23 protein-coding genes are annotated in these 25,468 nt (G+C 65.4%); 11 read left to right on the top strand and 12 right to left on the bottom strand.

The features are described 5' to 3' along the window. Window positions 1-93: 93 nt before the first annotated feature. A complete protein-coding gene (gene dnaK, locus DK842_RS15485) occupies window positions 94-2,022 on the bottom strand; it encodes a molecular chaperone DnaK (RefSeq protein ID WP_114062245.1) in 1,929 nt (642 codons plus the stop codon). A 114-nt stretch (window positions 2,023-2,136) separates the two neighbouring features. After that, window positions 2,137-2,682 carry a nucleotide exchange factor GrpE gene (grpE, locus tag DK842_RS15480; RefSeq protein ID WP_114062244.1) on the bottom strand — a complete coding sequence of 182 codons (546 nt, stop codon included), beginning with the start codon at window positions 2,680-2,682 and terminating at the stop codon, window positions 2,137-2,139. A gap of 443 nt (window positions 2,683-3,125) precedes the next feature. On the opposite strand from grpE, the gene aceA reads away from it, so the two are divergent. Together aceA and rraA are read left to right on the top strand one after the other, a co-directional pair. Then, entirely contained in the window at window positions 3,126-4,424 is a 1,299-nt protein-coding gene (gene aceA, locus DK842_RS15475) for an isocitrate lyase (protein ID WP_114062243.1), read from the top strand. A 95-nt stretch (window positions 4,425-4,519) separates the two neighbouring features. After that, on the top strand, window positions 4,520-4,999 hold the full coding sequence (rraA, locus tag DK842_RS15470; protein ID WP_114062242.1) for a ribonuclease E activity regulator RraA: 480 nt from the start codon (window positions 4,520-4,522) through the stop codon (window positions 4,997-4,999). Here the strand turns inward: rraA and DK842_RS15465 are convergent. Next, window positions 4,996-5,403: a GFA family protein gene (locus DK842_RS15465; RefSeq protein WP_232538498.1), complete on the bottom strand. Its 408-nt coding sequence runs from the start codon at window positions 5,401-5,403 to the stop codon at window positions 4,996-4,998. The two genes, rraA and DK842_RS15465, sit on opposite strands and share 4 nt — an antisense overlap. Window positions 5,404-5,555: 152 nt before the next feature. Here DK842_RS15465 and DK842_RS15460 point away from each other — a divergent pair, with 152 nt between their 5' ends. Then, complete coding sequence (locus DK842_RS15460) at window positions 5,556-6,347, top strand: substrate-binding periplasmic protein (RefSeq protein ID WP_168194896.1); 792 nt, start codon at window positions 5,556-5,558, stop codon at window positions 6,345-6,347. 59 nt (window positions 6,348-6,406) lie between these two features. Here the strand turns inward: DK842_RS15460 and panD are convergent, their stop codons facing one another. The 7 genes from panD to DK842_RS15425 form a co-directional block, all read right to left on the bottom strand. After that, the gene (gene panD, locus DK842_RS15455) at window positions 6,407-6,787 is read right to left on the bottom strand and encodes an aspartate 1-decarboxylase (RefSeq protein ID WP_043573938.1); all 381 of its coding nucleotides are present in this window, start codon (window positions 6,785-6,787) and stop codon (window positions 6,407-6,409) included. 24 nt (window positions 6,788-6,811) lie between these two features. Next, window positions 6,812-7,645: a pantoate--beta-alanine ligase gene (gene panC, locus DK842_RS15450; protein ID WP_114062240.1), complete on the bottom strand. Its 834-nt coding sequence runs from the start codon at window positions 7,643-7,645 to the stop codon at window positions 6,812-6,814. Between the two features lie 19 nt (window positions 7,646-7,664). Continuing rightward, window positions 7,665-8,453, bottom strand: a complete 789-nt coding sequence (gene panB / locus DK842_RS15445) for a 3-methyl-2-oxobutanoate hydroxymethyltransferase (RefSeq protein WP_114062239.1) — start codon at window positions 8,451-8,453, stop codon at window positions 7,665-7,667. A 49-nt stretch (window positions 8,454-8,502) separates the two neighbouring features. Further along, a complete protein-coding gene (locus DK842_RS15440) occupies window positions 8,503-9,138 on the bottom strand; it encodes a deoxynucleoside kinase (RefSeq protein ID WP_114062238.1) in 636 nt (211 codons plus the stop codon). Then, window positions 9,135-9,647: a 2-amino-4-hydroxy-6-hydroxymethyldihydropteridine diphosphokinase gene (gene folK / locus DK842_RS15435; RefSeq protein ID WP_114062237.1), complete on the bottom strand. Its 513-nt coding sequence runs from the start codon at window positions 9,645-9,647 to the stop codon at window positions 9,135-9,137. The genes DK842_RS15440 and folK overlap by 4 nt, the downstream gene beginning before the upstream one ends. Further along, a complete protein-coding gene (gene pcnB, locus DK842_RS15430; protein WP_114062236.1) occupies window positions 9,644-11,002 on the bottom strand; it encodes a polynucleotide adenylyltransferase PcnB in 1,359 nt (452 codons plus the stop codon). Before pcnB ends, folK begins: the two co-directional genes overlap by 4 nt. 115 nt (window positions 11,003-11,117) lie before the next feature. Then, entirely contained in the window at window positions 11,118-12,056 is a 939-nt protein-coding gene (locus tag DK842_RS15425; RefSeq protein WP_114062235.1) for a LysR family transcriptional regulator, read from the bottom strand. A gap of 128 nt (window positions 12,057-12,184) precedes the next feature. Here DK842_RS15425 and DK842_RS15420 point away from each other — a divergent pair, with 128 nt between their 5' ends. The 6 genes from DK842_RS15420 to mobA all read left to right on the top strand — a co-directional run bounded on the left by DK842_RS15420 (window position 12,185) and on the right by mobA (window position 20,696). Further along, on the top strand, window positions 12,185-13,198 hold the full coding sequence (locus tag DK842_RS15420; RefSeq protein WP_114062234.1) for a zinc-binding alcohol dehydrogenase family protein: 1,014 nt from the start codon (window positions 12,185-12,187) through the stop codon (window positions 13,196-13,198). 55 nt (window positions 13,199-13,253) lie between these two features. Further along, window positions 13,254-14,042 carry a glycine betaine ABC transporter substrate-binding protein gene (locus DK842_RS15415; protein WP_114062233.1) on the top strand — a complete coding sequence of 263 codons (789 nt, stop codon included), beginning with the start codon at window positions 13,254-13,256 and terminating at the stop codon, window positions 14,040-14,042. A 207-nt stretch (window positions 14,043-14,249) separates the two neighbouring features. After that, entirely contained in the window at window positions 14,250-15,770 is a 1,521-nt protein-coding gene (locus DK842_RS15410; RefSeq protein ID WP_114062232.1) for an efflux transporter outer membrane subunit, read from the top strand. Window positions 15,771-15,849: 79 nt separating this feature from the next. Next, on the top strand, window positions 15,850-16,956 hold the full coding sequence (locus tag DK842_RS15405; protein WP_114062231.1) for an efflux RND transporter periplasmic adaptor subunit: 1,107 nt from the start codon (window positions 15,850-15,852) through the stop codon (window positions 16,954-16,956). 9 nt (window positions 16,957-16,965) lie between these two features. Next, the gene (locus DK842_RS15400) at window positions 16,966-20,016 is read left to right on the top strand and encodes an efflux RND transporter permease subunit (protein ID WP_114062230.1); all 3,051 of its coding nucleotides are present in this window, start codon (window positions 16,966-16,968) and stop codon (window positions 20,014-20,016) included. Window positions 20,017-20,090: 74 nt separating this feature from the next. Then, a complete protein-coding gene (mobA, locus tag DK842_RS15395; RefSeq protein WP_114062229.1) occupies window positions 20,091-20,696 on the top strand; it encodes a molybdenum cofactor guanylyltransferase MobA in 606 nt (201 codons plus the stop codon). 167 nt (window positions 20,697-20,863) lie between these two features. Here the strand turns inward: mobA and DK842_RS15390 are convergent, their stop codons facing one another. Both DK842_RS15390 and fdhD read right to left on the bottom strand, forming a co-directional pair. Further along, window positions 20,864-21,520: a methyltransferase domain-containing protein gene (locus tag DK842_RS15390; protein WP_114062228.1), complete on the bottom strand. Its 657-nt coding sequence runs from the start codon at window positions 21,518-21,520 to the stop codon at window positions 20,864-20,866. 181 nt (window positions 21,521-21,701) lie between these two features. After that, entirely contained in the window at window positions 21,702-22,526 is an 825-nt protein-coding gene (fdhD, locus tag DK842_RS15385; RefSeq protein WP_114062227.1) for a formate dehydrogenase accessory sulfurtransferase FdhD, read from the bottom strand. 79 nt (window positions 22,527-22,605) lie between these two features. On the opposite strand from fdhD, the gene DK842_RS15380 reads away from it, so the two are divergent. Together DK842_RS15380 and DK842_RS15375 are read left to right on the top strand one after the other, a co-directional pair. After that, window positions 22,606-22,887, top strand: a complete 282-nt coding sequence (locus DK842_RS15380) for an ArsR family transcriptional regulator (RefSeq protein WP_114062226.1) — start codon at window positions 22,606-22,608, stop codon at window positions 22,885-22,887. A 255-nt stretch (window positions 22,888-23,142) separates the two neighbouring features. Next, window positions 23,143-25,443 carry an FdhF/YdeP family oxidoreductase gene (locus tag DK842_RS15375; protein ID WP_114062225.1) on the top strand — a complete coding sequence of 767 codons (2,301 nt, stop codon included), beginning with the start codon at window positions 23,143-23,145 and terminating at the stop codon, window positions 25,441-25,443. The last annotated feature ends 25 nt before the right edge of the window (window positions 25,444-25,468 follow it).

Raw genomic sequence — 25,468 nt, 5'->3', positions numbered from 1 at the left:
GGCGGCCATCCAAACGCCGATGACCGGAACAAGCCCCGGGACCTCCCGGTGGGCTTGGCCCGGTCATCTGGCGCCATCAGAACAAGGCGGCTATCAAGCCTTGTCTTTCTTCACTTCCTCGAACTCGGCGTCCACCACATTGCCTTCGTCCTTCTTGCCGGCGTCGGCCTGCTCGGCGCCTTCCTGGGCGCCGGCTTCCGCCTGGGCCTGGGCGTACATGATCTCGCCCAGCTTCTGGCTGGCCTTGGCCAGTTCTTCGGCCTTGGCTTCGATGGCTTCCTTGTCCTCGCCCTTCACCACTTCCTCGGCCTCCTTCAGCGCGGATTCGATCTTGGCCTTTTCGTCTGCGCCGATCTTGTCGCCATGTTCGCCCAGCGATTTCTTGATGCTGTGGATCAGGCCTTCGGCGTGGTTGCGCGCGGTCACCAGCTCATGCAGCTTCTTGTCTTCCTCGGCGTTGGCCTCGGCATCCTTTACCATGCGCTCGATCTCGGCTTCGGACAGGCCGGAGGAAGCCTGGATGGTGATGTTGGCTTGCTTGCCGGTGGCCTTGTCCTTGGCGGACACGTGCAGGATGCCGTTGGCGTCGATGTTGAACTCGACCTCGATCTGCGGAATGCCGCGCGGCGCCGGCGGGATGTCGCCCAGATTGAACTGGCCCAGCGATTTGTTGGCGGCGGCCTTCTCGCGCTCGCCCTGCAGCACGTGGATGGTCACCGCGGTCTGGTTGTCGTCGGCAGTGGAGAAAGTCTGCGACGCCTTGGTCGGGATCGTGGTGTTCTTCTGGATCAGCTTGGTCATCACGCCGCCCAGGGTTTCGATGCCCAGCGACAGCGGGGTCACGTCCAGCAGCAGCACGTCCTTGCGGTCGCCCGACAGCACGGAGCCCTGGATGGCGGCGCCGACGGCCACGGCTTCGTCAGGGTTCACGTCCTTGCGCGGTTCCTTGCCGAAGAATTCCTTCACCGCGTCCTGCACCTTGGGCATGCGGCTCTGGCCGCCGACCAGGATCACGTCGGTGATGTCGGACAGCGATACGCCTGCGTCCTTCAGCGCCACGCGGCACGGCTCGATGGAGCGGGCGATCAGGTCATCCACCAGGCTTTCGAACTTGGCGCGGGTGATCTTCATCGCCAAGTGCTTCGGACCGGTGGCGTCCATGGTGATGTACGGCAGGTTCACTTCGGTCTGGGTGGCGCTGGACAGCTCGATCTTGGCCTTTTCAGCGGCCTCTTTCAGGCGTTGCAGCGCCATCACGTCCTGCTTCAGATCGACGCCTTGCTCTTTCTTGAATTCGGTGACGATGTAGTCGATCAGGCGCTGGTCGAAGTCTTCGCCGCCCAGGAAGGTGTCGCCGTTGGTCGACAGCACTTCGAACTGGTGCTCGCCGTCCACGTCGGCGATTTCAATGATGGACACGTCGAAGGTGCCGCCGCCCAGGTCGTATACCGCGATCTTGCGGTCGCCTTCCTGCTTGGCCAGGCCGAAGGCCAGCGCGGCCGCGGTCGGCTCGTTGATGATGCGCTTCACTTCCAGGCCGGCGATGCGGCCGGCGTCCTTGGTGGCCTGGCGCTGGCTGTCGTTGAAGTAGGCCGGCACGGTGATCACGGCTTCGGTCACTTCTTCGCCCAGGTAGTCTTCGGCGGCCTTCTTCATCTTGCGCAGCACTTCCGCGGAGATTTGCGGCGGAGCCAGTTCCTGATCGCGCGCCTTCACCCAGGCGTCGCCGTTCTTGGCCTTCAGGATTTCAAAAGGCATCAGATCGATATCCTTCTGCACTTCCTTGTCTTCAAACCGGCGGCCGATCAGGCGCTTGGCGGCGTAAATCGTGTTCTTCGGGTTGGTCACGGCCTGGCGCTTGGCCGGCGCGCCCACCAGGATTTCGCCGTCTTCGACGTAGGCGATGATGGACGGGGTGGTGCGGTTGCCTTCGGCGTTTTCGATGACTTTCGGGTTGCCGCCTTCTACGACCGCTACGCAGGAGTTGGTGGTGCCCAGGTCGATACCGATGATTTTACCCATGATGTATTCCTTTTCTCTATTCGTTCCGGCCTGGCCATTTCTGATAGCCAGAGCCTGTTGTCTCAATAAATATTGGCTATGCCGAACTTTTCAAGAGCCCGGCCAGCGCCTTTTTTATGCCTTGGCCTTGGATACCACCACCATGGCCGGGCGCAGCACGCGGTCGGCCAGCAGATAACCCTTCTGCATCACGCGCACCACGGTGTTCGGTTCGGCATCGGACTCTTCCGCGCTCATGGCCTGGTGCTGGTGCGGATCCAGCTTGTCGCCGAGCTTGGGCGCGATGTCCTTGATCTGCGCCTTGTCGAAGGCGGACACCAGCTGTTTCAGCGTCATGTCCACGCCCATCTTCAGCGCGTCGATCTGGCCGCTCTGGTCCAGCAGCGCCATTTCCAGGTAATCCTTGACCGTCACCAGCTCGGCCGCGAACTTGCCGATCGCGTACTTGTGCGCGGCGGCCACCTCATCCTGCGCGCGGCGGCGCTGGTTTTCCAGCTCGGCTCGGGCGCGCAGCAGGGTGTCGTTCAGTTCGGCGATTTCGGCTTCCAGCCCGGCGATGTGCTGCTCGGGAGTCTGCTCCAGCTCGGTATGCGCCGCGCTGGCGGTATCGGTCATTTCGTTTTCCACGGCTTCGGCCGTTTGATTTTGGTTCTCTTGCATGACGTTTCCTCGGAATTGCACCGGCTAAATTGATGTCCAGATGCTAGGTAGGGACTTTCCCGGCGATTTCAAGCCCTTCAGTGCACATCTCCATCGCAAGCAAAAAATAGTCAATGTGCGTATTTTTACCGGCATTTTTTCGCAAACTACACTTTTGATATCGGCAAATATTCGTTTAACGCAGCAGATTGTTAGCTTATGAAAACACTGGAATTTTTCTTTGCTGCACTGCACACATCTCGGATTTTTTGTGCTTATAATGGCCGCACACCAAGGAAGAAACCGCTGCCGCAGCCGAAAAACCGCTGCCGCGCGCGGACAAGATAAATCAGGCCGATCCAGCCCGGTTTTGACAAAAATCCGGAACACCGGAACAGTGGTACCGCTATCGAGGACGCCGGCCACGCCGGCGAGCACAGAAACGTTTCGAGAAGGGTTTCAACATGACGACTCGCGAACAACGCATTGCAGCCATCCAGAAAGACTGGGACGAAAACCCGCGCTGGAAAGGCATCAAGCGTGGCTACAGCGCCGCCGACGTCGAACGCCTGCGCGGATCGCTGCAGGTGGAGCACAGCCTGGCCCGCCACGGCGCGGAAAAACTGTGGCAACTGGTGAACAACGAGCCTTACATCAACTGTCTGGGCGCGCTGACCGGCGGCCAGGCGATGCAGCAGGTGAAGGCAGGCGTCAAGGCCATCTATCTGTCCGGCTGGCAAGTGGCCGCCGACAACAACGAGTACTCGGCCATGTACCCGGATCAGTCCTTGTATCCGGTGGACTCGGTGCCCAAGGTGGTGGAACGCATCAACAACACCTTCACCCGCGCCGATGAAATCCAGCACGCCAAGGGCGTAGAAGCCGGCGACAAGGGCTATGTCGACTACTTCGCGCCCATCGTCGCCGACGCCGAAGCCGGCTTCGGCGGCGTGCTGAACGCCTATGAGCTGATGAAGTCGATGATCCGCGCCGGCGCCGCAGGCGTGCACTTCGAAGACCAGCTGGCCTCGGTGAAGAAGTGCGGCCACATGGGCGGCAAGGTGCTGGTGCCGACCCAGGAAGCGATCCAGAAGCTGATAGCCGCCCGCCTGGCGGCCGACGTCTACGGCGTGCCGACGCTGGTGATCGCCCGCACCGACGCCGAAGCGGCCGACCTTCTGACCAGCGACGTGGACCCCAACGACGAGCCCTTCCTGACCGGCGAGCGCACCGCCGAAGGCTTCTACAAGACCAAGAAGGGCCTGGAGCAAGCCATCAGCCGCGCGGTGGCCTACGCCGACTACGCCGACCTGGTGTGGTGCGAAACCGGCACCCCGGATCTCGAATTCGCGCGCAAATTCGCCGAAGCCGTGCACGCCAAGCATCCGGGCAAGCTGCTGGCCTACAACTGCTCGCCGTCGTTCAACTGGAGAAAGAACCTGGACGACGCCACCATCGCCAAGTTCCAGCGCGAGCTGGGCGCGATGGGCTACAAGTACCAGTTCATCACCCTGGCCGGCATCCACAGCATGTGGTTCAACATGTACGACCTGGCGCAGGACTACGTGGCGCGCGGCATGTCCGCCTACGTCGAGAAGGTGCAGGAGCCCGAGTTCGCCGCCCGCGACCGCGGCTACAGCTTCGTGTCCCACCAGCAAGAAGTGGGCACCGGCTACTTCGACGACGTGACCACCGTGATCCAGGGCGGCGCCTCCAGCGTCACCGCGCTGACCGGCTCCACCGAGGAAGAACAGTTCCATTAAGCCGCCACAAGCGGCGCACCCAAAGCCCGCGTACCCCGCGGGCGATGCCGCCCACCTTTGCCGGTGGGCGGCATTTTCATATCCGGGAGAACGACATGAGCTTGGCCACCACCGATCTGTGCGATGCCTTCGATGCGGAAATCCAAGTTCTGGAGCCGATCTTTCAATCGTTCGGCGGCAATATCCGCTTTCACGGCCCCATCGCCACGCTGAAGTTGTTCGAAGACAACAGCCTGGTGCGTGAAACACTGGGCGAGAATGGGAATGGACGCGTGCTGGTGGTGGATGGCGGCGGCTCGCGACGCTGCGCGCTGCTAGGCGATCAACTGGGCGAGCTCGCGGTGAGAAACGGCTGGGCCGGGCTGGTGATGGACGGCTGCGTGCGCGACAGCGCCGCGCTGGCCAAACTGCCGCTGGGGGTCAAGGCGCTGGCGGCGCATCCGCGCAAGTCGGTGAAGTCGAACAGCGGCCAGAAGAATCTGATCGTGCGCATCGCCGGCTGCGACCTCCAGCCCGGCCAGTGGCTATACGCCGACGAAGACGGCGTGATCGTCTCCACGCGCGAACTGGGCTAGCCCCCGCCGCGCTGATGCACCGGCAGCGCGCCCTGCGCGCTGGCGGTACCCCACTCCAGCCGCTGCTCCCACCAGGAATGATGCTCGGGCGCCAATACCTCCGGCGCGTCCAACGAAGCGGCGGTGACGTCGATCTCCTCCGGATCCGACTCGTGAAAATAGGTGAGCGTGGAGCCGCAGTGCGGACAGAAGCCGCGCGACACCGCCGCCGACGAGTGGTACTGCACCGGCCGCTCCCCCCGCCACTCCAGCTCGTGCACGCGTACGGTGAACCAAGTGACGAAAGCGGCGCCGCTGGCGCGTCGGCAGCTGCGGCAATGACAATGGGTAATGTGGAACGGCGTGCCGCGCAATCGATAGCGCACTGCGCCGCACAAGCAACCTCCGGTCAGACCTACGCTCATCGGCCCTCCTTCGCGGAATGGAAGCGCGGCGCCAGCCGCGCTCTCGCTTCACTATGCCTCAGCCATGCTGCAAGCGCAAAAAAACCTCCGCGGACTGGGGCAAACGCAAACAACAGGACATAAAATCAATGCATCCAGACAGGGAGATCGCCATGCGCCGCCTGCTTGCCGCCTTCGTATGCGTCCTCTCCCTATCCAGCCATGCCGCGATGCAGCAAGACCGATCCCTGGTGCGCATCTGCGACGACGGCGACGAATGGCCGCCATTCACCTACTACCGCCGCGTCGATGGCAAACCCACACAGGAGATCGCCGGCTACTCCGTGGAAGTGATTTCGGCCATTCTGAACAAGCATGGGATTCCATTCCAGATAAACCTCCCGCCGTGGAAACGCTGCCTGGGATCGATAGAAGCCGGCGAGAGTTACGTGATGGCGCTCAGCGCCAGCAAGAATCCCGACCGCGAACGGCGCTTCCTGTTCTCCCAGCCCTATTACCAGACCCATTACTACGTGTTCTATGCCAAGAGCCGCTTTCCGCAGGGGCTGCGCTTGGACAGCCAGGCCGACCTCAATCGCTACCGGCTAGGCGGCATCAAGGGCTACGCCTACTCCAATCTCGCCGCCGTGGACAAGGACAAGATGACGCGCGCGGCCAGCTATCCGGAGCTGGTGAAGATGATGAAGGCCGGCAGGCTGGATCTGTTCGCCGAGGATGTCGAGGTGATGGCTGGCCTCGCCAGCATCGGCGCGCTGGATGTGATCGATGATCCCGCTGTCGGGCGGCTGCCGCTCCCCGGCGCCAACGCCAATCCCTTTCACATGATATTCAGCCGCAAAAACCCGCGCGGCGAAGCGCTGCGCCAACTGGTGGACGCCGAGCTCGAAACCATGCGCCGCTCCGGCCAGCTGGCGCGCTTGCTGGCCAAATACGTGAAGCGCTGACAAAGAAACGCCGCCGGCAGCCATCAAGGCGGCCGGCGGCGATGGGCGGCGCGGACGGATCAGGCCGGCTGCGTCGGCGTGGCGCCCTTCACCTCGGTCAGGCGATTGTCGCCATCGACGAACACCAGCTTGGGCGAATGGTTCTTCAACTCCGCGTCTTCATACTGAGCGAAGGAGGCGATGATCAGCAGGTCGCCCGGCGCGGCGCGGCGCGCGGCCGAGCCATTCACCGAAATCACGCCGGAGCCGCGCTCCGCCTTGATTGCGTAAGTGGCGAAGCGCTCGCCGTTGGTGACGTTCCAGATCTGCACTTCTTCGTACTCGAGGATGTCCGCCGCTTCCAGCAGATTCTCATCGATGGCGCAAGAGCCGATGTAATGCAGCTCCGCGTGCGTGGTGGTCACGCGATGGAGCTTGGACTTGAGCATATTGCGTTGCATGACAGCTTTCCCTCTCGTCCCGGTTTAACGGAACACTTCGATATTGTCGATCAACCGGGTCTTGCCCAGGCGCGCCGCGGCCAGCACCACCAGCCGCTTCTCGCCGGCATGGGCGATTTCCAGCGTGTCGGCCTGTCGCACCTCGACATAATCCACGGTCCAGCCGGCGGCGGACAGGTCGTCTCGCGCAGCCTGCTCCAGACCCGCGTAATCCTGGCTGCCGGCGAGCAGCCCATCGCGAATCGCGCTCAGGTTGCGATATAGACGCGGCGCCTCGGCGCGCTCTTCAATCGCGAGGTAACCATTGCGCGACGACAGCGCCAGGCCGTCATCGGCGCGGCCGGTGTCCACCGGCACGATCTCGATCGGCGAATTGAGATCGGCGAGCATCGCCTGGATCACGTGCAGCTGCTGGTAATCCTTCTTGCCGAAGCAGGCCAGGTCCGGCTGCACGATGTTAAACAGCTTGGTCACCACCGTGGCCACGCCGCGGAAATGGCCGGGACGGAAAGCGCCGCACAGCTCGTTCTGGATGTGCGGCGGCTCGATGTTGAAGTCCTGCCTCACGCGCGGGTACAACTCGCGCTCGGTCGGAAAAAACAGCGCGTCCACGCCGGCGGCGCGCAGCTTGTCGCAGTCCGCCTCAAAAGTGCGCGGATAGGCGTCGAAGTCCTCTCCCTGGCCGAACTGCAGCCGGTTGACGAAGATGCTGACCGCCACTTTGTCGGCGCGCTCGCGGGCGGCGGCCACCAGCTTCAGGTGCCCCTCGTGCAGATTGCCCATGGTAGGCACGAAAGCCAGCTTGCCGGCCTGCTTGCGCCAGGCGCGCATCTCGGCCACGGTACGGATGATTTCCATCTCTCGTTCTCTTCCGGGCTTAGTAAGTGTGCTCTTCGGTCGGGAAGGTCTTGTCCTTCACCGCCTTGATGTAAGCCTGGACAGCGCCCTGGATGCTGCCGGCCTCTTCCATGAAGTTCTTGACGAACTTGGCCTTCTTACCCGGATACACGCCCAGCATGTCGTGCAGCACCAGCACCTGGCCGGACGTGTCCGCGCCCGCGCCGATGCCTATGGTCGGCGCCTTGACGGTTTCGGTGATCTCCTTGGCCAGCGGCGCCGGCACGCACTCCATCAGCACCAGGCTGGCGCCGGCCTCGGCCAGGACCTTGGCGTCGTTCAGGATGCGCTGCGCGTCTTCGCCCCTGCCCTGCACGCGGTAGCCGCCGAACATGTTGACGTATTGCGGCGTCAGGCCGATGTGGGAGCACACCGGAATGCCGCGCTCCACCAGGAAGCGGGTGGTCTCGGCCATGTAGGCGCCGCCTTCCAGCTTCACCATGTGGGCGCCGGCCTGCAGCAGGCGCGCGGCATGGGCAAAGGCCTGCTGCGGGCTTTCCTGGTAGGCGCCGAAAGTCATGTCGCCCAGGATCAGCGCGTTCTTGGCGCCGCGGGCCACGCAGCGGATGTGGTAGAGCATGTCCTCTTCGCTGACCGGCAGCGTGGAGTCCACGCCCTGCATCACCGGCCCCAGCGAATCGCCGACCAGCAGGATTTCCACGCCGGCCTCGTCCAGCAGGCTGGCGAAGCTGGCGTCGTAGCAGGTGAGCATGGTGATCTTCCGGCCTTCCTCGGCCAGCTTGTGCAGGGTATTGACGGTTATTTTCATCTCGACTTCCTCGCGTTCCATCTACGGCGCCGCGCGGGACGATGCCCGGTCAGACGCTCTTGTTGAAATAACTGCGCTGGCCGCGCATCTCGGCGATGCAGCGGATCAATAACTCGAAGTCCTCGTCGCCGTCCACCAGATTCAAATGGTCGGTGTTGACGATCAGCAACGGCGCCGCCTCGTACTGGTGGAAAAATTCGCTGTAGCCGGCATGCACGCGCTTGAGGTAGCCCTCGGGGAAGTTCACCTCGTAATCGATCGCCCGCGCCGCCACCCGCTGCAGCAGGATGTCCTCGGACGCCTGCAGATAAATCACCAGATCTGGCACCGGATATTCGGTCAACGCCAGCCGCGCCAGCCGCTGGTAAATCGCCAGCTCATGCTCATCCAGGTTGATTCGGGCGAACAGCTCGTCCTTTTCGAACAGGAAATCCGACACCAGCGGCGCCGCCTGCAACTCGCCCTGCAGCATTTCGCGCGCGATGTCGGCGCGCTGCAACAGGAAGCTCAGCTGGGTGGACAGCGCGTGGGCCGGCATATTGCGATAAAACCGCGGCAGGAAGGGATTGGCGGCAGGGTCCTCGGCCTTCAGCTGCACATCCCAGTATTCAGACAGCCGGCGCGCCAGCGAGGACTTGCCCGAGCCTATCGGCCCTTCCACCACCACGTATCGCAATTGACTCATGCTCGTTCCTGTTCGTTCGATTGATCGTCCCCGCCCAGCCGCCGGATGCCGTCGCCGGCCAGCCCCGCGGCCAGTGCCGCGACCTTGCCGACGCCGGGCAGCTCCACATCGCCGGCCACTTCGGCCAGCGGCGCCATCACGAAGGCGCGCTCATGCATCCGCGGATGGGGCAGGATCAGCCGCGAATCTTGCAGAAAGATGCCATCGTAATACAGCAAGTCAAGATCTAGTACCCTTGGCGCGTTGCGGAAGCTGCGCAGGCGGCCGAAGCGTTGCTCCAGCGCCAACAACTCGTCCAGCAAGCCATGGGGAGGCAGCGCGGTGTCCAGCAGCGCCACCGCGTTGATGAAATCGGGTTGATCGGCGTAGCCGACCGGCGCGGTGCGATACAGCGAGGAATGGCGGACCATCTCGGTCCCGGCCAAATGGCCAAGGGCCGCGAGAGCGGCCCTGACCTGCTGTTGCGGCTGCTCCAGATTGCTGCCCAGAGCCACGTAGGCCAGCGTCACTCGGCGCTCTCCCCGGCGCCCTCCGGCTTGCGGCGGCCGCCGCTGCGCCTGCGCCGGCGCTTCTTGGCGGGCTCGTCCGCCCCGCTGTCCTTGGCCTCGGAAACCAGACGCTCGCGGTCGCCTTCATCGCCGCGCTGGAATTCGTCCCACCAGCGCACCAGCTCGCGCGGCACGTCGCCGGCCTCGCTGCGCAGCGCCAGGAAATCGTAGGCGGCTCGGAAGCGCGGCTGCTCCAGGAAGCGGAACGGCCGGCCGCCGGTGCGGCTGTCGAAACGCGCTTGCAGCGTCCAGATTTCGCGCATGGTCACGCTGAAGCGGCGCGGAATGGCGAAATCGTTGTCCTGTTCATTCTCAACATCGGATATGGCGTCCAGCAGCGCCGGCAGGCTTTTTTCGCCGGCCTCGCGGCGGCGTTGCCAGCCCTGGTCCACCTGCCGCCACAGCAGCGTGGCCAGCAGGAAGCCGACGGAGATCGGCTTGTCGGCGCGCAAGCGGGCGTCGGTGCTGTCCAGGCTCAGCTTCAGGAAGGCGTCTTCGCCGCCCTTGTCGTCCATCACCGCGTCCAGCAACGGGAAGACGCCGCGCGCCAACCCTTCTTCGCGCAGTTTTTTCAGGCAGGCGTAAGCGTGGCCGGACATCAAGAGCTTGAGCAACTCGTCGAACAAGCGGGCCGGCGGCTCCTTCTTCAACAGATGGGCGTGGGCGCGGATCGGCTTCTTGGTGTCTTCGTCGATCTCGAAACCCAGCTTGGCCGCCAGGCGCACCGCGCGCAGCATGCGCACCGGATCTTCCTGATAACGGCGGGCGGGCTGGCCTATCATCACCAGTTTCTTGGCGTGCAGGTCCTTGACCCCGTGGTGGTAGTCGATGACGGTTTCGTCGGACGGATCGTAGAACAACGCGTTGACGGTGAAGTCGCGGCGGTGCGCGTCCTCTTCCTGGCTGCCGAAACTGTTGTCGGCCATGATGCGGCCGGTTTCATTGGTGTCGTCCACGCTGCCGCCGCGGAAGGTGGTCACCTCTATGGTTTCCGGGCCCATCATCACGTGGACGATGCGGAAACGGCGGCCGATGATGCGGGAGCGGCGGAACAGATGATGCACCTGCTCCGGCGTGGCGTTGGTGGCCACGTCGAAATCCTTGGGCGACACGCCCAGCATCAGGTCGCGCACGGCGCCGCCCACCACGTAGGCGGCGTAGCCCGCTTCCTGCAGGCGGTTGGTCACCCGCAGCGCGGCGGAGCTCAGCTGGTCGCGGCGGACGCCGTGCTGCGGCAGCGGATAGACGCGCGGCTTGCTGCCACGGCGCTTGCCCATCGGCAATTCCAGGACTTTACGGATTAGCTTGCGGATCATGTGGAAATTGTGGCTTGGAATGCTGGATTCGCAAGGTTAGGGATTCAAGGCCGCGATTATAGCCCGAATCCTTGCGGAAAATACACATCGCGCCTTTCCTCACCGGAAACTTGTTTCAATCGGAACCGCCCTGCCGGACCGCCTCGTCCGCCGGCTCCGCCAGATACCGTTCTAGGCAATGTTGCAGATGCGCGCGCAGCGCCGCCACCGCCGGCGACAGCATCAGCCGGTGCGGCGTCACCAGGCACAGCGGCGTCGGCTCCGTCTGGCAAGCGGTCAGCAGGGGGCGCAGCCGCCCCGCCCGCAAGTCGTCCAGCACGTCCAGCCTGGACTTGTAGGCGATGCCCAGCCCCGCCACCGCCCAGCGCCTGACGATCTCGCCGTCGTCGCTTAGCCAACGGCCGGATACCGCCACCGTCTGCCGCTCGCCGCCGCGCTCGAAACTCCAGCGTTCGTGCACCGCCTCGCCCAGCACCAGCCGCAAGCAAGCGTGCCCGCGCAGCGCCTGCGGCGTTTGCGGCTCGCCATGGCGGGCCAGGTAGTCCGGCGACGCGCACAACACGCGGCGATTGTCCGGCGCCAGCGGCAGCGCCACCAGGCTGGAGTCCTCCGGCACGCCGTAGCGCAGCGCCACGTCCACCGGCTGGCGATAGAGGTCGGCGACGCGGTCGCTGATCTGCAATTGCAAGCTCAAACCGGGATGCTGCAGCAGAAAATCGTCCAGCCACGGCCGCAACAGATTGCGCCCCAGATCGGACGGCATGGACAACGACATGCTGCCGGACAACTCGCGCCGATCCTGCTCCAGCGCCAGGCTGCCGGCGCGCAGCGCGTCCAGCGCGGCCCGCGCGTGCTCCAGATAGCGCTCCCCCGCCAGCGTCAGCCTCAGGCTGCGGGTAGAGCGCGCCAGCAGCTGCGCGCCCAGCTCGCCCTCCAGCCGCTTGAGTCCGGCGCTGGCCACCGCAGGACTCAAGTCCAGTTGCCGCGCCGCGGCCGACAGGCTGCCGTTGTCCGCCGCGCGGATGAAAATCTGCAAATCGTCCGGTCTGACCATGTTTATCAAATGAATTTTGAAACTGATTTGTATATTAGCCTGATTTTCTCAAAACAAAACAGCAATACCATGCAAGGCATCCTGCAAGCGGCCTCCCGCCGCCCATTTGCGAAACAGAGGAAAGCAAAATGAAAGCCGTCGCCTATTACCAGAGCCTGCCGATTTCCCACCCCGAAGCGCTGCAGGACGTGCAGTTGCCCGACCCCGCAGTCGGCGAGCATGACCTGTTGGTGGAAGTGCGGGCCATATCCGTCAATCCGGTCGATGTGAAAGTGCGCGCCCATATGGCGCCGGAAGCCGGCCAGGCCAAGGTGCTGGGCTGGGACGTCGCCGGCGTGGTGCGCGCCGTCGGCGACAAGGCCAGGCTGTTCCGCCCCGGCGACCGCGTCTGGTACGCCGGCGCGCTGCACCGGCCCGGCGCCAACAGCGAGCTGCACGCGGTGGACGAGCACATCGTCGGCCGCATGCCGGACAGCCTGGATTTCGAAACCGCCGCCGCGCTGCCGCTGACCGCCATCACCGCTTGGGAACTGCTGTTCGACCGCTTGCAAGTTCTGGCCGACAGCCAGCCATCCGGCAAGAGGCTGCTGGTGGTAGGCGCAGCCGGCGGCGTCGGCTCCATCCTGGTCCAGCTGGCCCGCCGCCTGACCGGCCTCACCGTGATCGGCACCGCCTCGCGGCCGGAAACCCAGGCCTGGGTCAAAGAACTGGGCGCGCATCACGTGATCGACCACCACCAGCCCTTGAGCCAGGAACTGAAGCGGATAGGCATCGAGCAGGTGGAATACGTGGCCAGCCTGAACCAAACCGACCAGCATTTCGACGAGATCGTCGCCGCGCTGGCGCCGCAAGGCAAGCTCGCGCTGATCGACGACCCGGCGACGCTGGACGCGCGGCCGTTGAAAACGAAAAGCATCTCGCTGCACTGGGAGTTCATGTACACCCGCTCGATGTTCGCCACCGACGACCGGATCGAACAGCACAGGCTGCTGACCGAACTGGCGAAGCTGGTGGACGCCGGCATCGTGGCAAGCACCGCCACCGAACGCTTCGGCGCGATCAGCGCCGCCAACCTCAAGCGCGCCCACGCCCTGCTGGAAAGCAACGCCGCTCGCGGCAAGATCGTGCTCAGCGGCTTCTGATCGCGCCCGACGCTCAACCCGGCCGCTCCTCGCGGCCTTTCCCGACAGGAGCCGCATGAACGCGCCCCACATCACGCTGGTCACGATAGACCTGTCCTTCCACGCCGCCAGCGCCGCCGTGATCGCCGCCGTCCTGGAAAAACATGGCGTGGCCGTCAGCCAATGGCGCGCGCCGCACGAGCGCGCGTTCGAACTGCTGGCCAGCGGCCAGGGCGACATGCTGTGCAGCGCCTGGCTGCCCGGCAGCCACGGCCGCTATCTCGCGCCCATCGAAGACGAGATCGAAAAAATGTCCGCGTTGTATGCGCCCTACGCGCTGTGGGGCGTGCCGGACTACGTGCCGGCCGATGCGGTGGCCGAGATCGCTGACCTGGCAAAGCCCGATGTGGCGGCCCGCATGGTCAAGACCATACAGGGCATCAATCCCGGCGCCGGCATCAGCCGCTTCTCGCTGGAGATCATGGACCGCTACCGGCTGCATGAGGCCGGCTACCGCTTCCTCCACGGCGCGCTGGACGATTGCGTCTCGGCCTTCGAACAAGCCGTCGCGCGCCGCGACTGGGCGGTGGTGCCGCTGTGGCAACCACAATATCTGCACTGGCGCCACCGCATCCGCGAACTGGCCGATCCGGATGGCCTGCTGCGCGGCCGCGACGAGGCGACGCTCATCGTCCGCAAGGACGCGCTGCGCCGTCTTTCCGCCGCGGCCATCGCCGACTTGCGCGCGTTGCGGCTGGGCAATCAAGCCATGACCCGGCTCGACCACCTGATCTGCAAGCAGGGCTTGTCGCCCGACGAGGCGGCCAGGCAATGGCTGTCTTCATCCGCAACCCAAGCCGGGTGAGCTCGCGCGGCGCGACGATTATGTTCAACAAGACGACATTCACAAAACCACACCATCAACCCAGTAGACATATGCGCAAAATCCATAGAGCATACGAAGTTCATTCCCTTGCACCGTCAACGCGAGCCGTCGCAAGGGAAGAAATCAGGGAAGGCCGCGATACCGGCTGATGGCCGCGCGGCGTTCCTGCACATTCAGGAGCACGCCGTGTATTCCAGATCCAATCCTTCTTCCGCCATGCCGCGGCCGATGGCCCGCGGCGGGCGTTCTCCCCGCGCGCGCATGCGCCTCGCCCTGCTGTCCCTGATCCTGATCCAGGCGGGCTGCGCGGTGGGCCCGGACTTCAAGTCCCCCGCGCTGCCCGACGCCGCCAAACACGGCTACGCCGAAACGCCATTGCCAGACGCCACCGCCGCGGCCAAGGCCGGCCCGGCCGGCGCCAGCCAGCGGTTGGTGTCCGGCGGCGACCTGCCCGAGCAATGGTGGACACTGTTCCGCTCGCCGGAGCTGGACCAGCTGATCCGAGCGGCGCTGGAGCGCAATCCCACGCTGGAAGCCGCCCAGGCGGCTCTTGCCCAGGCGCGGGAAAACTACAACGCCGCCTCCGGCAACCTGCTGTTCCCCAGCGTCAACGCCCAGCTGGGCGGCGGCCGCCAGCGCGCCATCCTCAGCGGCGGCAGCCCCAGCGAATTCAACGTCTACAACGCCACCATCAACGTGTCCTACACCCTGGATGTGTTCGGCGGCTCCCGCCGCCAGCTGGAAGGCCTGATGGCGGCGGCGGACTACCAGCGCTTCCAGACCGAGGCCGCCTACCAGACGCTGATCGCCAACGTGGTGACCGCCGCCGTCCAGGAGGCGGCGCTGCGCGGCCAACTGGAAGCCACCCGCGAATTGCTGAAGGCGCAGGAGGCCCAGCTGGCCATCGTCGACAAGCAGGTCGCGCTGGGCGCCCAGCCCCGCGCCGCGGCGCTGAGCCAGGGCACGCTGGCGGCGCAGACCCGCGCCCAGATCCCCCCATTGGAAAAGGCGCAGGCGCAGACCCGCAACCTGCTGGCGGCGCTGGCGGGGCGTTTCCCCGGCGAAGGCGGACTGCCGGAGTTCCGGCTGGAGTCGATGAAGCTGCCGGACGAGCTGCCGGTGTCGCTGCCGTCCGACCTCGCCCGCCAGCGCCCGGACATCCGCGCCAGCGAAGCGCTGTTGCACCAGGCCAGCGCCCAGGTCGGCGTGGCCGCCGCCAACCAATACCCGCAGATCACGCTCAGCGGCAATTACGGCACCCAGCACACCGTGATGAACGGCATGGATGTCGGCAACACGCTGTGGGGCGTCTCCGGCGGCCTGCTGCAGCCGCTGTTCAACGCCGGCGCGCTCAGCGCCAAGCGCCGCGCCGCCGAAGCCGCCTACCGCCAGGCCGAGGCGCAATACCGCGCCACGGTACTGAAAGCCTTCCAGAACGTGGCCGACAGCCTGCGGGCGGTGGATTCGGACGCCCAGGCGCTGAAGGCGCAGGCGGAAGCGGAGGCCCAGGCGCGAGAATCACTGGACGTCCACTCGCGGCAGTACAAGCTGGGCGGCATCAGCTATCTCGCGCTGCTGGACGCCGAGCGCGGCTACCAGCAGGCCCGCATCGGCCTGATCCAGGCCCAGGCCGCCCGCTACAACGACACCGCGGCGCTGTTCCTGGCTCTGGGCGGCGGCTGGTGGAAACAACCGGCGGCCAACTGACCCCCAGAACACACACATCGTTCGCCGCCGCACGCGGCGGGCGCGCCAATTTCGAATCGCCATATAGAGAAGACAAATCATGACCAAGCGAATGTTGATCATGCTGGGCTGCGTGCTGCTGCTGGTGCTGGCGCTGGGCGTGGGCTTTTTCCTCCACATCCAGAAGCTGATCGCCAGCTCGCCCAAGCCGGGGCCGCAGACGGTGTCCACCGCCGTCGCCAAAATGCAGGAATGGCAGCCGCAGCTGGGGTCGGTGGGCACGCTGTCCGCCGTCCACGGCGTGGACATCAGCAGCGAGGTGGCCGGCCAGGCGCGCAGCCTGCACTTCAAATCCGGCCAGGACGTCAAGGCCGGCGAGGTGCTGGTGCAGCTGAACGCCGACGCCGACGTCGCCCAGCTGCGCGCGCTGCAAGCCGCCGCCGAGCTGGCGGCCACCACGCTGAAGCGCGACCGCGCGCAGCTGGCGGTCCAGGGCGTCAGCCAGGCCCAGGTCGACGCCGACGAGGCCGATCTGAAGAGCAAGAAGGCCCAGGTGGCGCAGCAGGAGGCGCTAGTGGCCAAGAAGACGATACGCGCGCCGTTCGCCGGCCGCGTCGGCATCACCGCCGTCAATCCCGGCCAGTACCTGAACGCCGGCGAGAAGATCGTCACCCTGCAGACCATAGACCCGGTCTACATCGACTTCTTCCTGCCGCAACGCCAGATCGCCCAGATCCGCCTGGGCCAGCCGGTCAACGTGAAGAGCGACGCCTTCGGCGACCAGACCTTCCGCGGCCGCATCAGCGCGATCAACCCCAAAGTGGACCCTGCCACCCGCAATGTGCAGGTGCAGGCCACCATCGCCAATCCCAAGCGCCAGCTGATGCCCGGCATGTTCGCCAACGCCGCCGTCGACATCGGCAGCCGGCAAAGCCGCCTGACGCTGCCGCAGACTGCCGTCACCTACAACCCGTACGGTTCCACCGTGTTCATCGTCAAACCAGGCAAGAACGGCCCCGAGGCGCAGCAGGTCTTCGTCACCACCGGCGACACCCGCGGCAACCAGGTGGCGATCACCAGCGGCCTGAAGGAAGGCCAGGAAGTGGTGACCAGCGGCCAGCTGAAACTGAAGACCGGCACGCCGATCGCGGTCAACAATTCGGTGCAGCCGTCCGACAATCCGAACCCGACGCCGCAAGAGCACTGAGGCCGAGCCATGAATTTCACCGACATCTTCATCAAGCGGCCGGTGCTGGCCACCACGGTCAGCCTGCTGATCGTGGTGCTGGGCCTGCGCTCGCTGTTCGGCCTGCCGATCAACCAGTATCCGCAGACGCAGAACGCGGTGGTGACCATCTCCACCGCTTACTACGGCGCGGACGCCAAAACGGTAGCGGGCTTCATCACCCAGCCGCTGGAGTCCGCCATCGCCCAAGCCCAGGGCATCGACTACCTGTCGTCCACCAGTTCCAGCGGCGTGTCCACCATCACCGCCACGCTGCGGCTGAACTACGACGCCAACCGCGCGCTGACCGAGATCACCACCCAGGTCAACTCGGTGAAGAACCAGCTGCCGCCGCAAGCGCAGCAGCCGGTGCTGACGGTGCAGACCGGCCAGACCACCGACGCGATGTACATGGGCTTCTACAGCGACACGCTGCCCACCAACAACGTCACCGACTACCTGGTGCGGGTGGTCAAGCCCAAGCTGGACTCGGTGCCCGGCGTGCAGACCGCCGAAATCCTGGGCGCGCGCCAGTTCGCGCTGCGCGCCTGGCTGGATTCGGCCAAGATGGCGGCCTACGGCGTCACCGCCGCCGACGTCAGCGCCGCGCTGGCCAGCAACAACACGCTGACCGCGCTGGGCTCCAGCAAGGGCCAGATGGTGACTATCCCGCTGACCGCCGGCACCGACCTGCACACGGTGGCAGAATTCAAACAGCTGGCGGTCAAGCGCAGCGGCGACTCCATCGTGCGGCTGGAAGACGTGGCCACGGTGACGCTGGGCTCGGAAAACTACGACTTCAACGTCGCCTTCAGCGGCGTGCGCTCGGTGTTCATCGGCATCAAGGTGGCGCCGGAAGCCAACATCCTCGACGTGGCGGCGCGGGTGCGCAAGGCCTTCCCCGCCGTCCAGCAGCAGTTGCCCACCGGGCTGACCGGCCAGATCGTCTACGACTCCACCGAGTTCATCAACACCTCCATCCACGAGGTGGTGAAAACCCTGCTGGAAGCGCTGGTGATCGTGACCGTGGTGATCTTCCTGTTCCTGGGCAGCTTCCGCGCGGTGGTGGTGCCGGTGATCGCGATGCCGCTGTCGCTGGTCGGCACCTTCTTCATCATGCTGATGCTGGGTTACTCGATCAACCTGCTGACCCTGCTGGCGCTGGTGCTGGCCATCGGCCTGGTGGTGGACGACGCCATCATCGTGGTGGAAAACGTCGACCGGCACATGCGCGAGGGCAAGTCGCCGTTCGAGGCCTCCATCATCGCCGCGCGCGAGCTGGGCGGCCCCATCCTGGCGATGACGGTGGTGCTGGTGGCGGTGTACGTGCCGATCGGCTTCCAGGGCGGCCTCACCGGCGCGCTGTTCACCGAATTCGCCTTCACGCTGGCGGCGGCGGTGACAGTGTCCGGCGTGGTGGCGCTGACCTTGTCGCCGATGATGTGTTCGCGCTTCTTCAACGCCGACATGGACAACAGCCCCTTCGTCCACGCCATCGACCGGACTTTCGAGCGCGTGCGCCACGGCTACCAGCGTCTGCTGCACAGCCTGCTGCACACCTGGCCGGTGCTGATCGTGATGGGCGCCATCCTGATCGCGCTGCTGGCCGTGATGTTCAAGATGTCCAAATCCGAGCTGGCGCCGGAAGAGGACCAGGGCATCGTGCTGTCCCAGGTGGTGGGCGCGCCCACGGCCACCTCCGAGCAGATGCAGACCTACGCCAACCAGGTGTTCCAGGTGGCCAAGGACACGCCGGAATACACGCAGATGTTCCAGATCACCGGTGTGCCCACCATCAACGCCGGCATAGGCGGCGTGCTGTTCAAGCCCTGGGACCAGCGCTCGCGCAGCGCGCACCAGATCCAGATGGACCTGCAGGCGCGCTGGAACAAGATCGCCGGCGCGCGGGTGGCGGCCTTCCAGTTCCCCCCGCTGCCGGGCGCCTCCGGCCTGCCGGTGCAGTTCGTGGTCAACACCACAGAGCCGTTCGAAAACCTGAACCAGGTGGCGCAGCAAGTGCTGGACAAGGCGCGCGCCTCCGGCAAGTTCTACTTCCTGGACGCAGACCTGAAGATCGACAAGCCGCAAGCCTCGCTGGTGGTGGACCGCGACAAGATCACCGCGCTGGGCCTGACCCAGCAAGACGTGGGCAACGCGATGACCGCGGCGCTGGGCGGCGGCTACGTCAACTACTTCTCCATCGACGGCCGCTCCTACAAGGTGATTCCGCAGGTGCTGCAAGTGGACCGCCTCAATCCGTCCCAACTGCTGGATTACTACATCAAGACGCCGGCCAACGGCATGATCCCGCTGGGCACCGTCGCCACGCTGAAATACGACGTGGTGCCGCAGTCCATCACCCGCTTCCAGCAACTCAATTCGGTGACCATCTCCGGCGTGGCCGGCGCGTCCCAGGGCGAGGTGCTGCAAACGCTGCGCGACATCGTGCAGGAGGTGGCGCCCAGCGGCTACTCGGTGGACTACGCCGGCCAATCGCGCCAGTTCATGCAGGAGTCCGGCGGCTTCCTGGTGACCATGCTGTTCGCGGTGATCATCGTGTTCCTGGCGCTGTCGGCGCTGTTCGAGAGCTTCCGCGACCCAGTAGTGATCCTGGTGTCGGTGCCGCTGGCGCTGTTCGGCGCGATGATTTTCATCTTCCTCGGCTTCTCCTCGCTCAACATCTACACCGAGGTGGGCCTGGTGACGCTGATGGGCCTGATCAGCAAACACGGCATTCTGATCGTGGAAGTGGCCAACGAGCTGCGCAAGACCGGCCTGTCCAAGCGGGAAGCGATCGAGCAGGCGGCCTCCATCCGGCTGCGCCCCATCCTGATGACCACCGCGGCCATGGTGTTCGGCGTGATTCCGCTGGTGATCGCCTCCGGCGCCGGCGCGGCCGGCCGCTACGCGATGGGCCTGGTGATCTTCACCGGCCTGTCCATCGGCACGCTGTTCACGCTGTTCGTGGTGCCGGCGATGTACATGTTCATCGCCTCGCGCCGCGAGGAGAAGACGCTGGCGGAAGCGGCCCAGCCGCACTGAACCCGCATCCTGCGCTATCATCCGACAGGCGGCTCCGGCCGCCTGTTTTGTTTTCCGCCGCCACAGGAGCCGCCATGCCAACCCATTCCGCCGCCGTCACCGCCCTCCTGCTCGCCGGCGGCCAGAGTTCGCGCATGGGCGGCGTGGACAAGGGTTGGCTGGAACTGAACGGCGTGGCGCTGGCCGAGCGGGCGGCGGCGCGGCTGCGGCCGCAGGCCGACGCGCTGCTGATCAGCGCCAACCGCAATCTGGAACGATATGCCGCGCTGGGCGAAGTGGTGACTGACGATCCGGCCTACGCCGGCGGCGGGCCGCTGGCGGGACTGGAAGCCGGTTTAGCCGCCTGCCACACCGAGTGGCTGATTACGGCGCCATGCGATCTGCCTTTGCTGCCGGACAACCTGGCCGCGCGGCTGATGGCGCCGCTGCGGCTGGGCGAGGCTCAGATCAGCGTCGCGCATTGCGCCGGCCTGCCGCAGCCCGTCTGCATGGCGTTGTCGCGCGCGCTGCTGCCCTCCTTGCGCGCCTATCTGGCAGGCGGCGGGCGCCGCGTGCGCGAATGGCAGGCCGCCAACGGCGCGCTGGCCGTGGCCTTCGACGACGCGCCGCTCGCGTTCAGCAATCTCAACTCCCCGGAAGACCTGGCCAGGCTGGAAGAGGAATGGCGGAGCCAAGCCTGACATCTCATCCAACTCGGCAAGATCCCACGAACATCTACGTTAGCTATTGAATTGCTGAATGGCGGCTCCGGGCTGCGTTTGCGATGCATCTAGGCGTTTCGGCCGCCACATGGTCATTCCCTGCCCGGGCGAAAGCACGATGAATCGGCAGTAAAGGGGCCGACGCATCACATGTCAACCGCCCCGATTCCCGGACTCCGCCGCGCCAAAAGCACCAGATCCGAGCTTGGATGAGTGGCGTTAGATGGACTGGGAATGATATGAGACTCCAGCACCTCGAAACCGGCAGTCAAAACCATTTCGACTACCCTCTCAGGCGTTCTGTAGAAATTGAAGACACGGTCGCCTGCATGATTGGATTGCGCGCCAGAAAGACCCGGGTCCCCCGTGACGGATGCCAGCAGCAACACCCCCTCATCAAGGAGTTTTTTACGTGCCTGCCGCAAGGCGACAGCCGCATCCATATCATCGAGGTAGCTAAGACCAAAAAAGAAGGCTGCGCCATCAAACCGCGCATCGATAGAGCCAAGATCCCGACAATCCACTTCAGCGATCAAAGCCCCGGATACGCGCTTTGCCGCCTCGGACAACATCGCGGCAGAACGGTCCGCGCAAACGATCATCGCATCAGGACGACGATTGCGCACATAGGCGGCAACGCCGCCGGGACCGCTGGCGAGATCCAGAAACTTGATCGGTCCACAGGGCAAGGCGCTCAACAACACATCGAAATAAGCGTCATAGAGCCGCAAGTCGCCGTATTTTTCAGCGTAGCGCGCCGCACCGCGATCAAACGTATCGACTGTTTCATCGTTGTAGTGCATGGATGGTGTCCCAAAATAATGTTGCACAGTAGACTCAGCCTTGGAGAAAATCGCCCTGCGCTAGAATCATCCATCAAAGATGGAGCCTCGTCGCCAGCGCGCTCCCAAGATCGCCCGAAGCTATCTGGGTCCATGAATGCCCCCCTCTACCGTTGAGGCAGGAATCCACAGGCCCATCCAATCAAGCCCGCGCATTGTCCGCGGTGTATTCTACAAAACCATCCCGTCGGCAAAAACTAGCCAGCGTCACGCCGGCGCGGCGCGCGATCTCCACCGCCAGCGCGGTGGGCGCGGAAATGGTGGCCAGCATGGGAATGTTGACCCGCGCCGCCTTGCGCACCAGCTCATAGCTGGCGCGGCTGGACAGGAAGACGAAACCGTCGCCCACCGAGATGTCGTCCAGCGACAGCCAGCCTATCAGCTTGTCCAGGGCGTTATGCCGGCCCACATCCTCGAACGCCATCCTCACCTCGCCGTCGCGGCCGCACCAGGCCGCCGCATGCGCGCAGCCGGTGGCCTGCATCAGCCGCTGATGGCCGGGCAGCTCCGCCGCCGCGCGCGCGATCGCCGCCGCCCGGGGCGTCGCCGGCTCGGCCGGTTTCCGGATGGGCTCCGGGGCCAAGTCCAGCATGGCCAGGCTTTCCACGCCGCATACGCCGCAGCCGGTGCGGCCCGCCAGCGCGCGCCGTCGCCTCTTCATCTCCAGAAACGCGGACTGGGCGATCTCCAGCCTCACCTCAGTGCCGCCGCAGACGAAGCCGGCCTCGACATCGAAAATCTCCTCGCGCCGCGCGACGATGCCCTCGCTCAGCGCGAAACCGACCGCCAGTTGCTCCAGATGCTGCGGCGTCGCCATCATCACCGCGTGGGAGATGCCGTTGAACACCAGCGCCACCGGCGTTTCCTCCGCTACCCAGTCCACCGCGTCGCCGGACGCGCCGTCCCGGTGGCGCCTCACCGCCAGCCGCCGCGCGCCGGCCTCTTCGCTGATCGCTTCCACTTGCATGCCTGTCACCTTCTCGGGGCGCCGCCTGTCGGTCCGCCATGCGCTACACTACGCGTCGCCCATTCATTCGGAAAAACCCATGTCCCGCCACGCCGCGCCCGCATTGGAACAACTCGACCCCGCCGTCGCCGCTCTGCTGGCTCAACTATGGCGCGCCGATCAAGCGGGAGGCCGCGCGTGGTCGCTGCCCCGGCTGTGCAAGCAATCCGGCCTGCGCATGAGCACGCTGCGCCGCTGCCTGGCGCTGCTGGCCGAACTGGAGCTGGCCTGCCTGCGGCTGGACGAATCCGGACTGGGCGACGCCAGCCTCACCGAAACCGGACAAGACCTGTGCCGACAGCTGTTCGCTCGGACGGAGTAAGCGCCGCCGCCCCAGCCCCGGATCCTGCGTCGCCGCGCCTTGGCTCAGCCTCTCCGCGAGACTCTGTCGCCGGCGCCAAGGCGAAACTCGCCAAACCCGCATTATCCCCCTCGCCGCGCGGCAAGGCCATGCCGGCGCAATAAAACCTTGACGCCGCCCCGACCGGCGGATTTATCCTTTACGTTTCCCGCCCGCTCCGCCCGCGATTCCGCCCGGCGGTCCGAGTTTTACCGCACATCGCCTCCGGAGCTCCTCATGGATCATTCCCGCAAGGAACGCATCGAACCTTACCGCCAGCCCGCCGGCGGCCTGGACTCGCTGAAAAGCACCACTGTCACGCTGCTGAAGGAAAAAGTGCCCGGCAGCCGCTACAAGACGCTGTTCCGCCAGAACCAGCCGGACGGCTTCGACTGCCCCGGCTGCGCCTGGCCGGACCGGGAGCACACCTCCACCTTCGAGTTCTGCGAGAACGGCGTCAAGGCGGTGGCCGCCGAAGCCACTTCCAAGCGCATCGGCGCCGATTTCTTCTCCGAACGCACCGTCGCGCAGTTGCTGGAGCAAAGCGATTACGAACTGGAGCAGCACGGCCGGCTGACCGAGCCGCTGGCCTACGACGCCGCCAGCGACCGCTACCTGCCGATCTCCTGGGACGATGCTTTCGCGCGCATCGCCCATCATCTGCGGGCGCTGCCGCGCCCGGACCAGGCCTCGTTCTACACCTCCGGCCGCACCAGCAATGAAACCGCCTTCCTGTTCCAGCTGTTCGTGCGCATGTACGGCACCAACAATTTCCCGGACTGCTCCAATCTGTGCCATGAATCCTCCAGCCGCGCGCTGCCGGAAACCGTGGGCATGGGCAAGGCGACGGTGGTGCTGGACGACTTCGAGCATGCGGACACCATCATGGTGTTCGGCCAGAACCCGGCCACCAACCACCCGCGGATGCTGAACGAGCTGCGCGCGGCCGCCAAGCGCGGCGCGACCATCGTGTCGATCAATCCGCTGAAGGAAAAAGGCCTGGACCGCTTCTCCAGCCCGCAGCACCCGCTGGACCTGGTCACCGGCGGCGCCGAGATCAGCTCGCTGTTCATCCGTCCGACGCTGGGCGGCGACTTCGCGCTGATCAAGGGCTTGGCAAAACGGGTGCTGGAGCTGGACGACGAAGCCGTCGCAGCTGGCGGCGAGCGGGTGCTGGACGCCGACTTCCTCGCCGAGCACTGCCACGGCTTCGATGCCTTCGCCGCCGATCTGCGCGCCGAAAGCTGGCCGGACCTGGTCGCGGCCTCCGGCGTGCCGTTCCATGACATCGACGCGCTGTCCCGTGTCTACGCGAGAAGCCGCGCGGCGATCGCGACCTGGGGCATGGGCCTGACCCAGCACCGCGACTCGGTGGCGGCGATCCAGATGTTGTCCAACCTGATGATGATGCGCGGCCAGATCGGCCGCCGCGGCGCCGGCCTGTGTCCGGTGCGCGGCCATTCCAACGTGCAGGGCGACCGCACCATGGGCATCGAGGACAAGCCCAGCCAGGCGTTTCTGGACCGGCTGCGCGACGTCTACGGCTTCGAGCCGCCGCGGGAGCACGGCCTGGACGCGGTGGACACCATCAGGGCGATGCTGGATGGCCGAGTCAAGGTGTTCGTCGGCCTGGGCGGCAATTTCGCGATGGCCACGCCGGACACGCCGCGCACTTTCGAGGCGCTGCGCAACTGCGAGCTGACGGTGCAGATATCCACCAAGCTCAATCGCAGCCATCTGGTTCACGGCAAGGACGCGATCATCCTGCCGACGCTGGGCCGCACCGAGATCGACGCCCAGCAAACCGGCCCGCAGGGCGTGACGGTGGAAGACTCGATGTGCATGGTGCATCTGTCTTACGGCATCAACCCGCCGGCCTCCGGCCAATTGCGTTCGGAAACCGACATCGTCGCCCGCATCGCCGATGCGACGCTGGGCGGCGGCAAGCTGGACTGGCTAAGCTTCGTCGACGATTACGCGCGGATCCGCGACGAAATCGCGAAAGTGTTCGACGCCTTCCATGACTTCAACGCCCGCGTCGCCAAACCCGGCGGCTTCCACCTGACGCCGGCCTCGCGCGAGCGCCGCTGGCTGACGCGAAGCGGCAAGGCGCAGTTCATCGTCAACGCGCTGGAGAAGGACACGCCCATCGCCCGCGCCCGCGCGCTGCACGGCGACCAATTGCTGGTGCTGATGACGGCCCGCTCGCACGACCAGTACAACACCACCATTTACGCGCTGGACGACCGCTACCGCGGCGTCTACGGCCAGCGGCGGGTGCTGCTGATGCATCGAGACGACATGGCGCGGCTGGGCTTCGCGCCCGACGAGCGGGTGGACATCTTCACGGTCTGGCATGACGGCGTGGAGCGGCGCGCCGACGGCTTCCGGCTGGTGGAGTACGACATTCCGCCCGGCTGCCTGGGCGCCTACTTCCCGGAAACCAATCCGCTGATCCCGCTGGACAGCGTGGCCGACATATCCAACACGCCGACTTCGAAGTCGGTGCCGGTCCTGTTGCGCCGATCGGCGGCCTAAGACGAATGCCGGTGGCGGCGCCGCC

It is taken from the genome of Chromobacterium phragmitis (assembly GCF_003325475.1).
In the GTDB taxonomy this organism is placed as follows: Bacteria; Pseudomonadota; Gammaproteobacteria; order Burkholderiales; family Chromobacteriaceae; genus Chromobacterium; species Chromobacterium phragmitis.
This window is presented reverse-complemented; position numbering and strand designations above follow the sequence as displayed.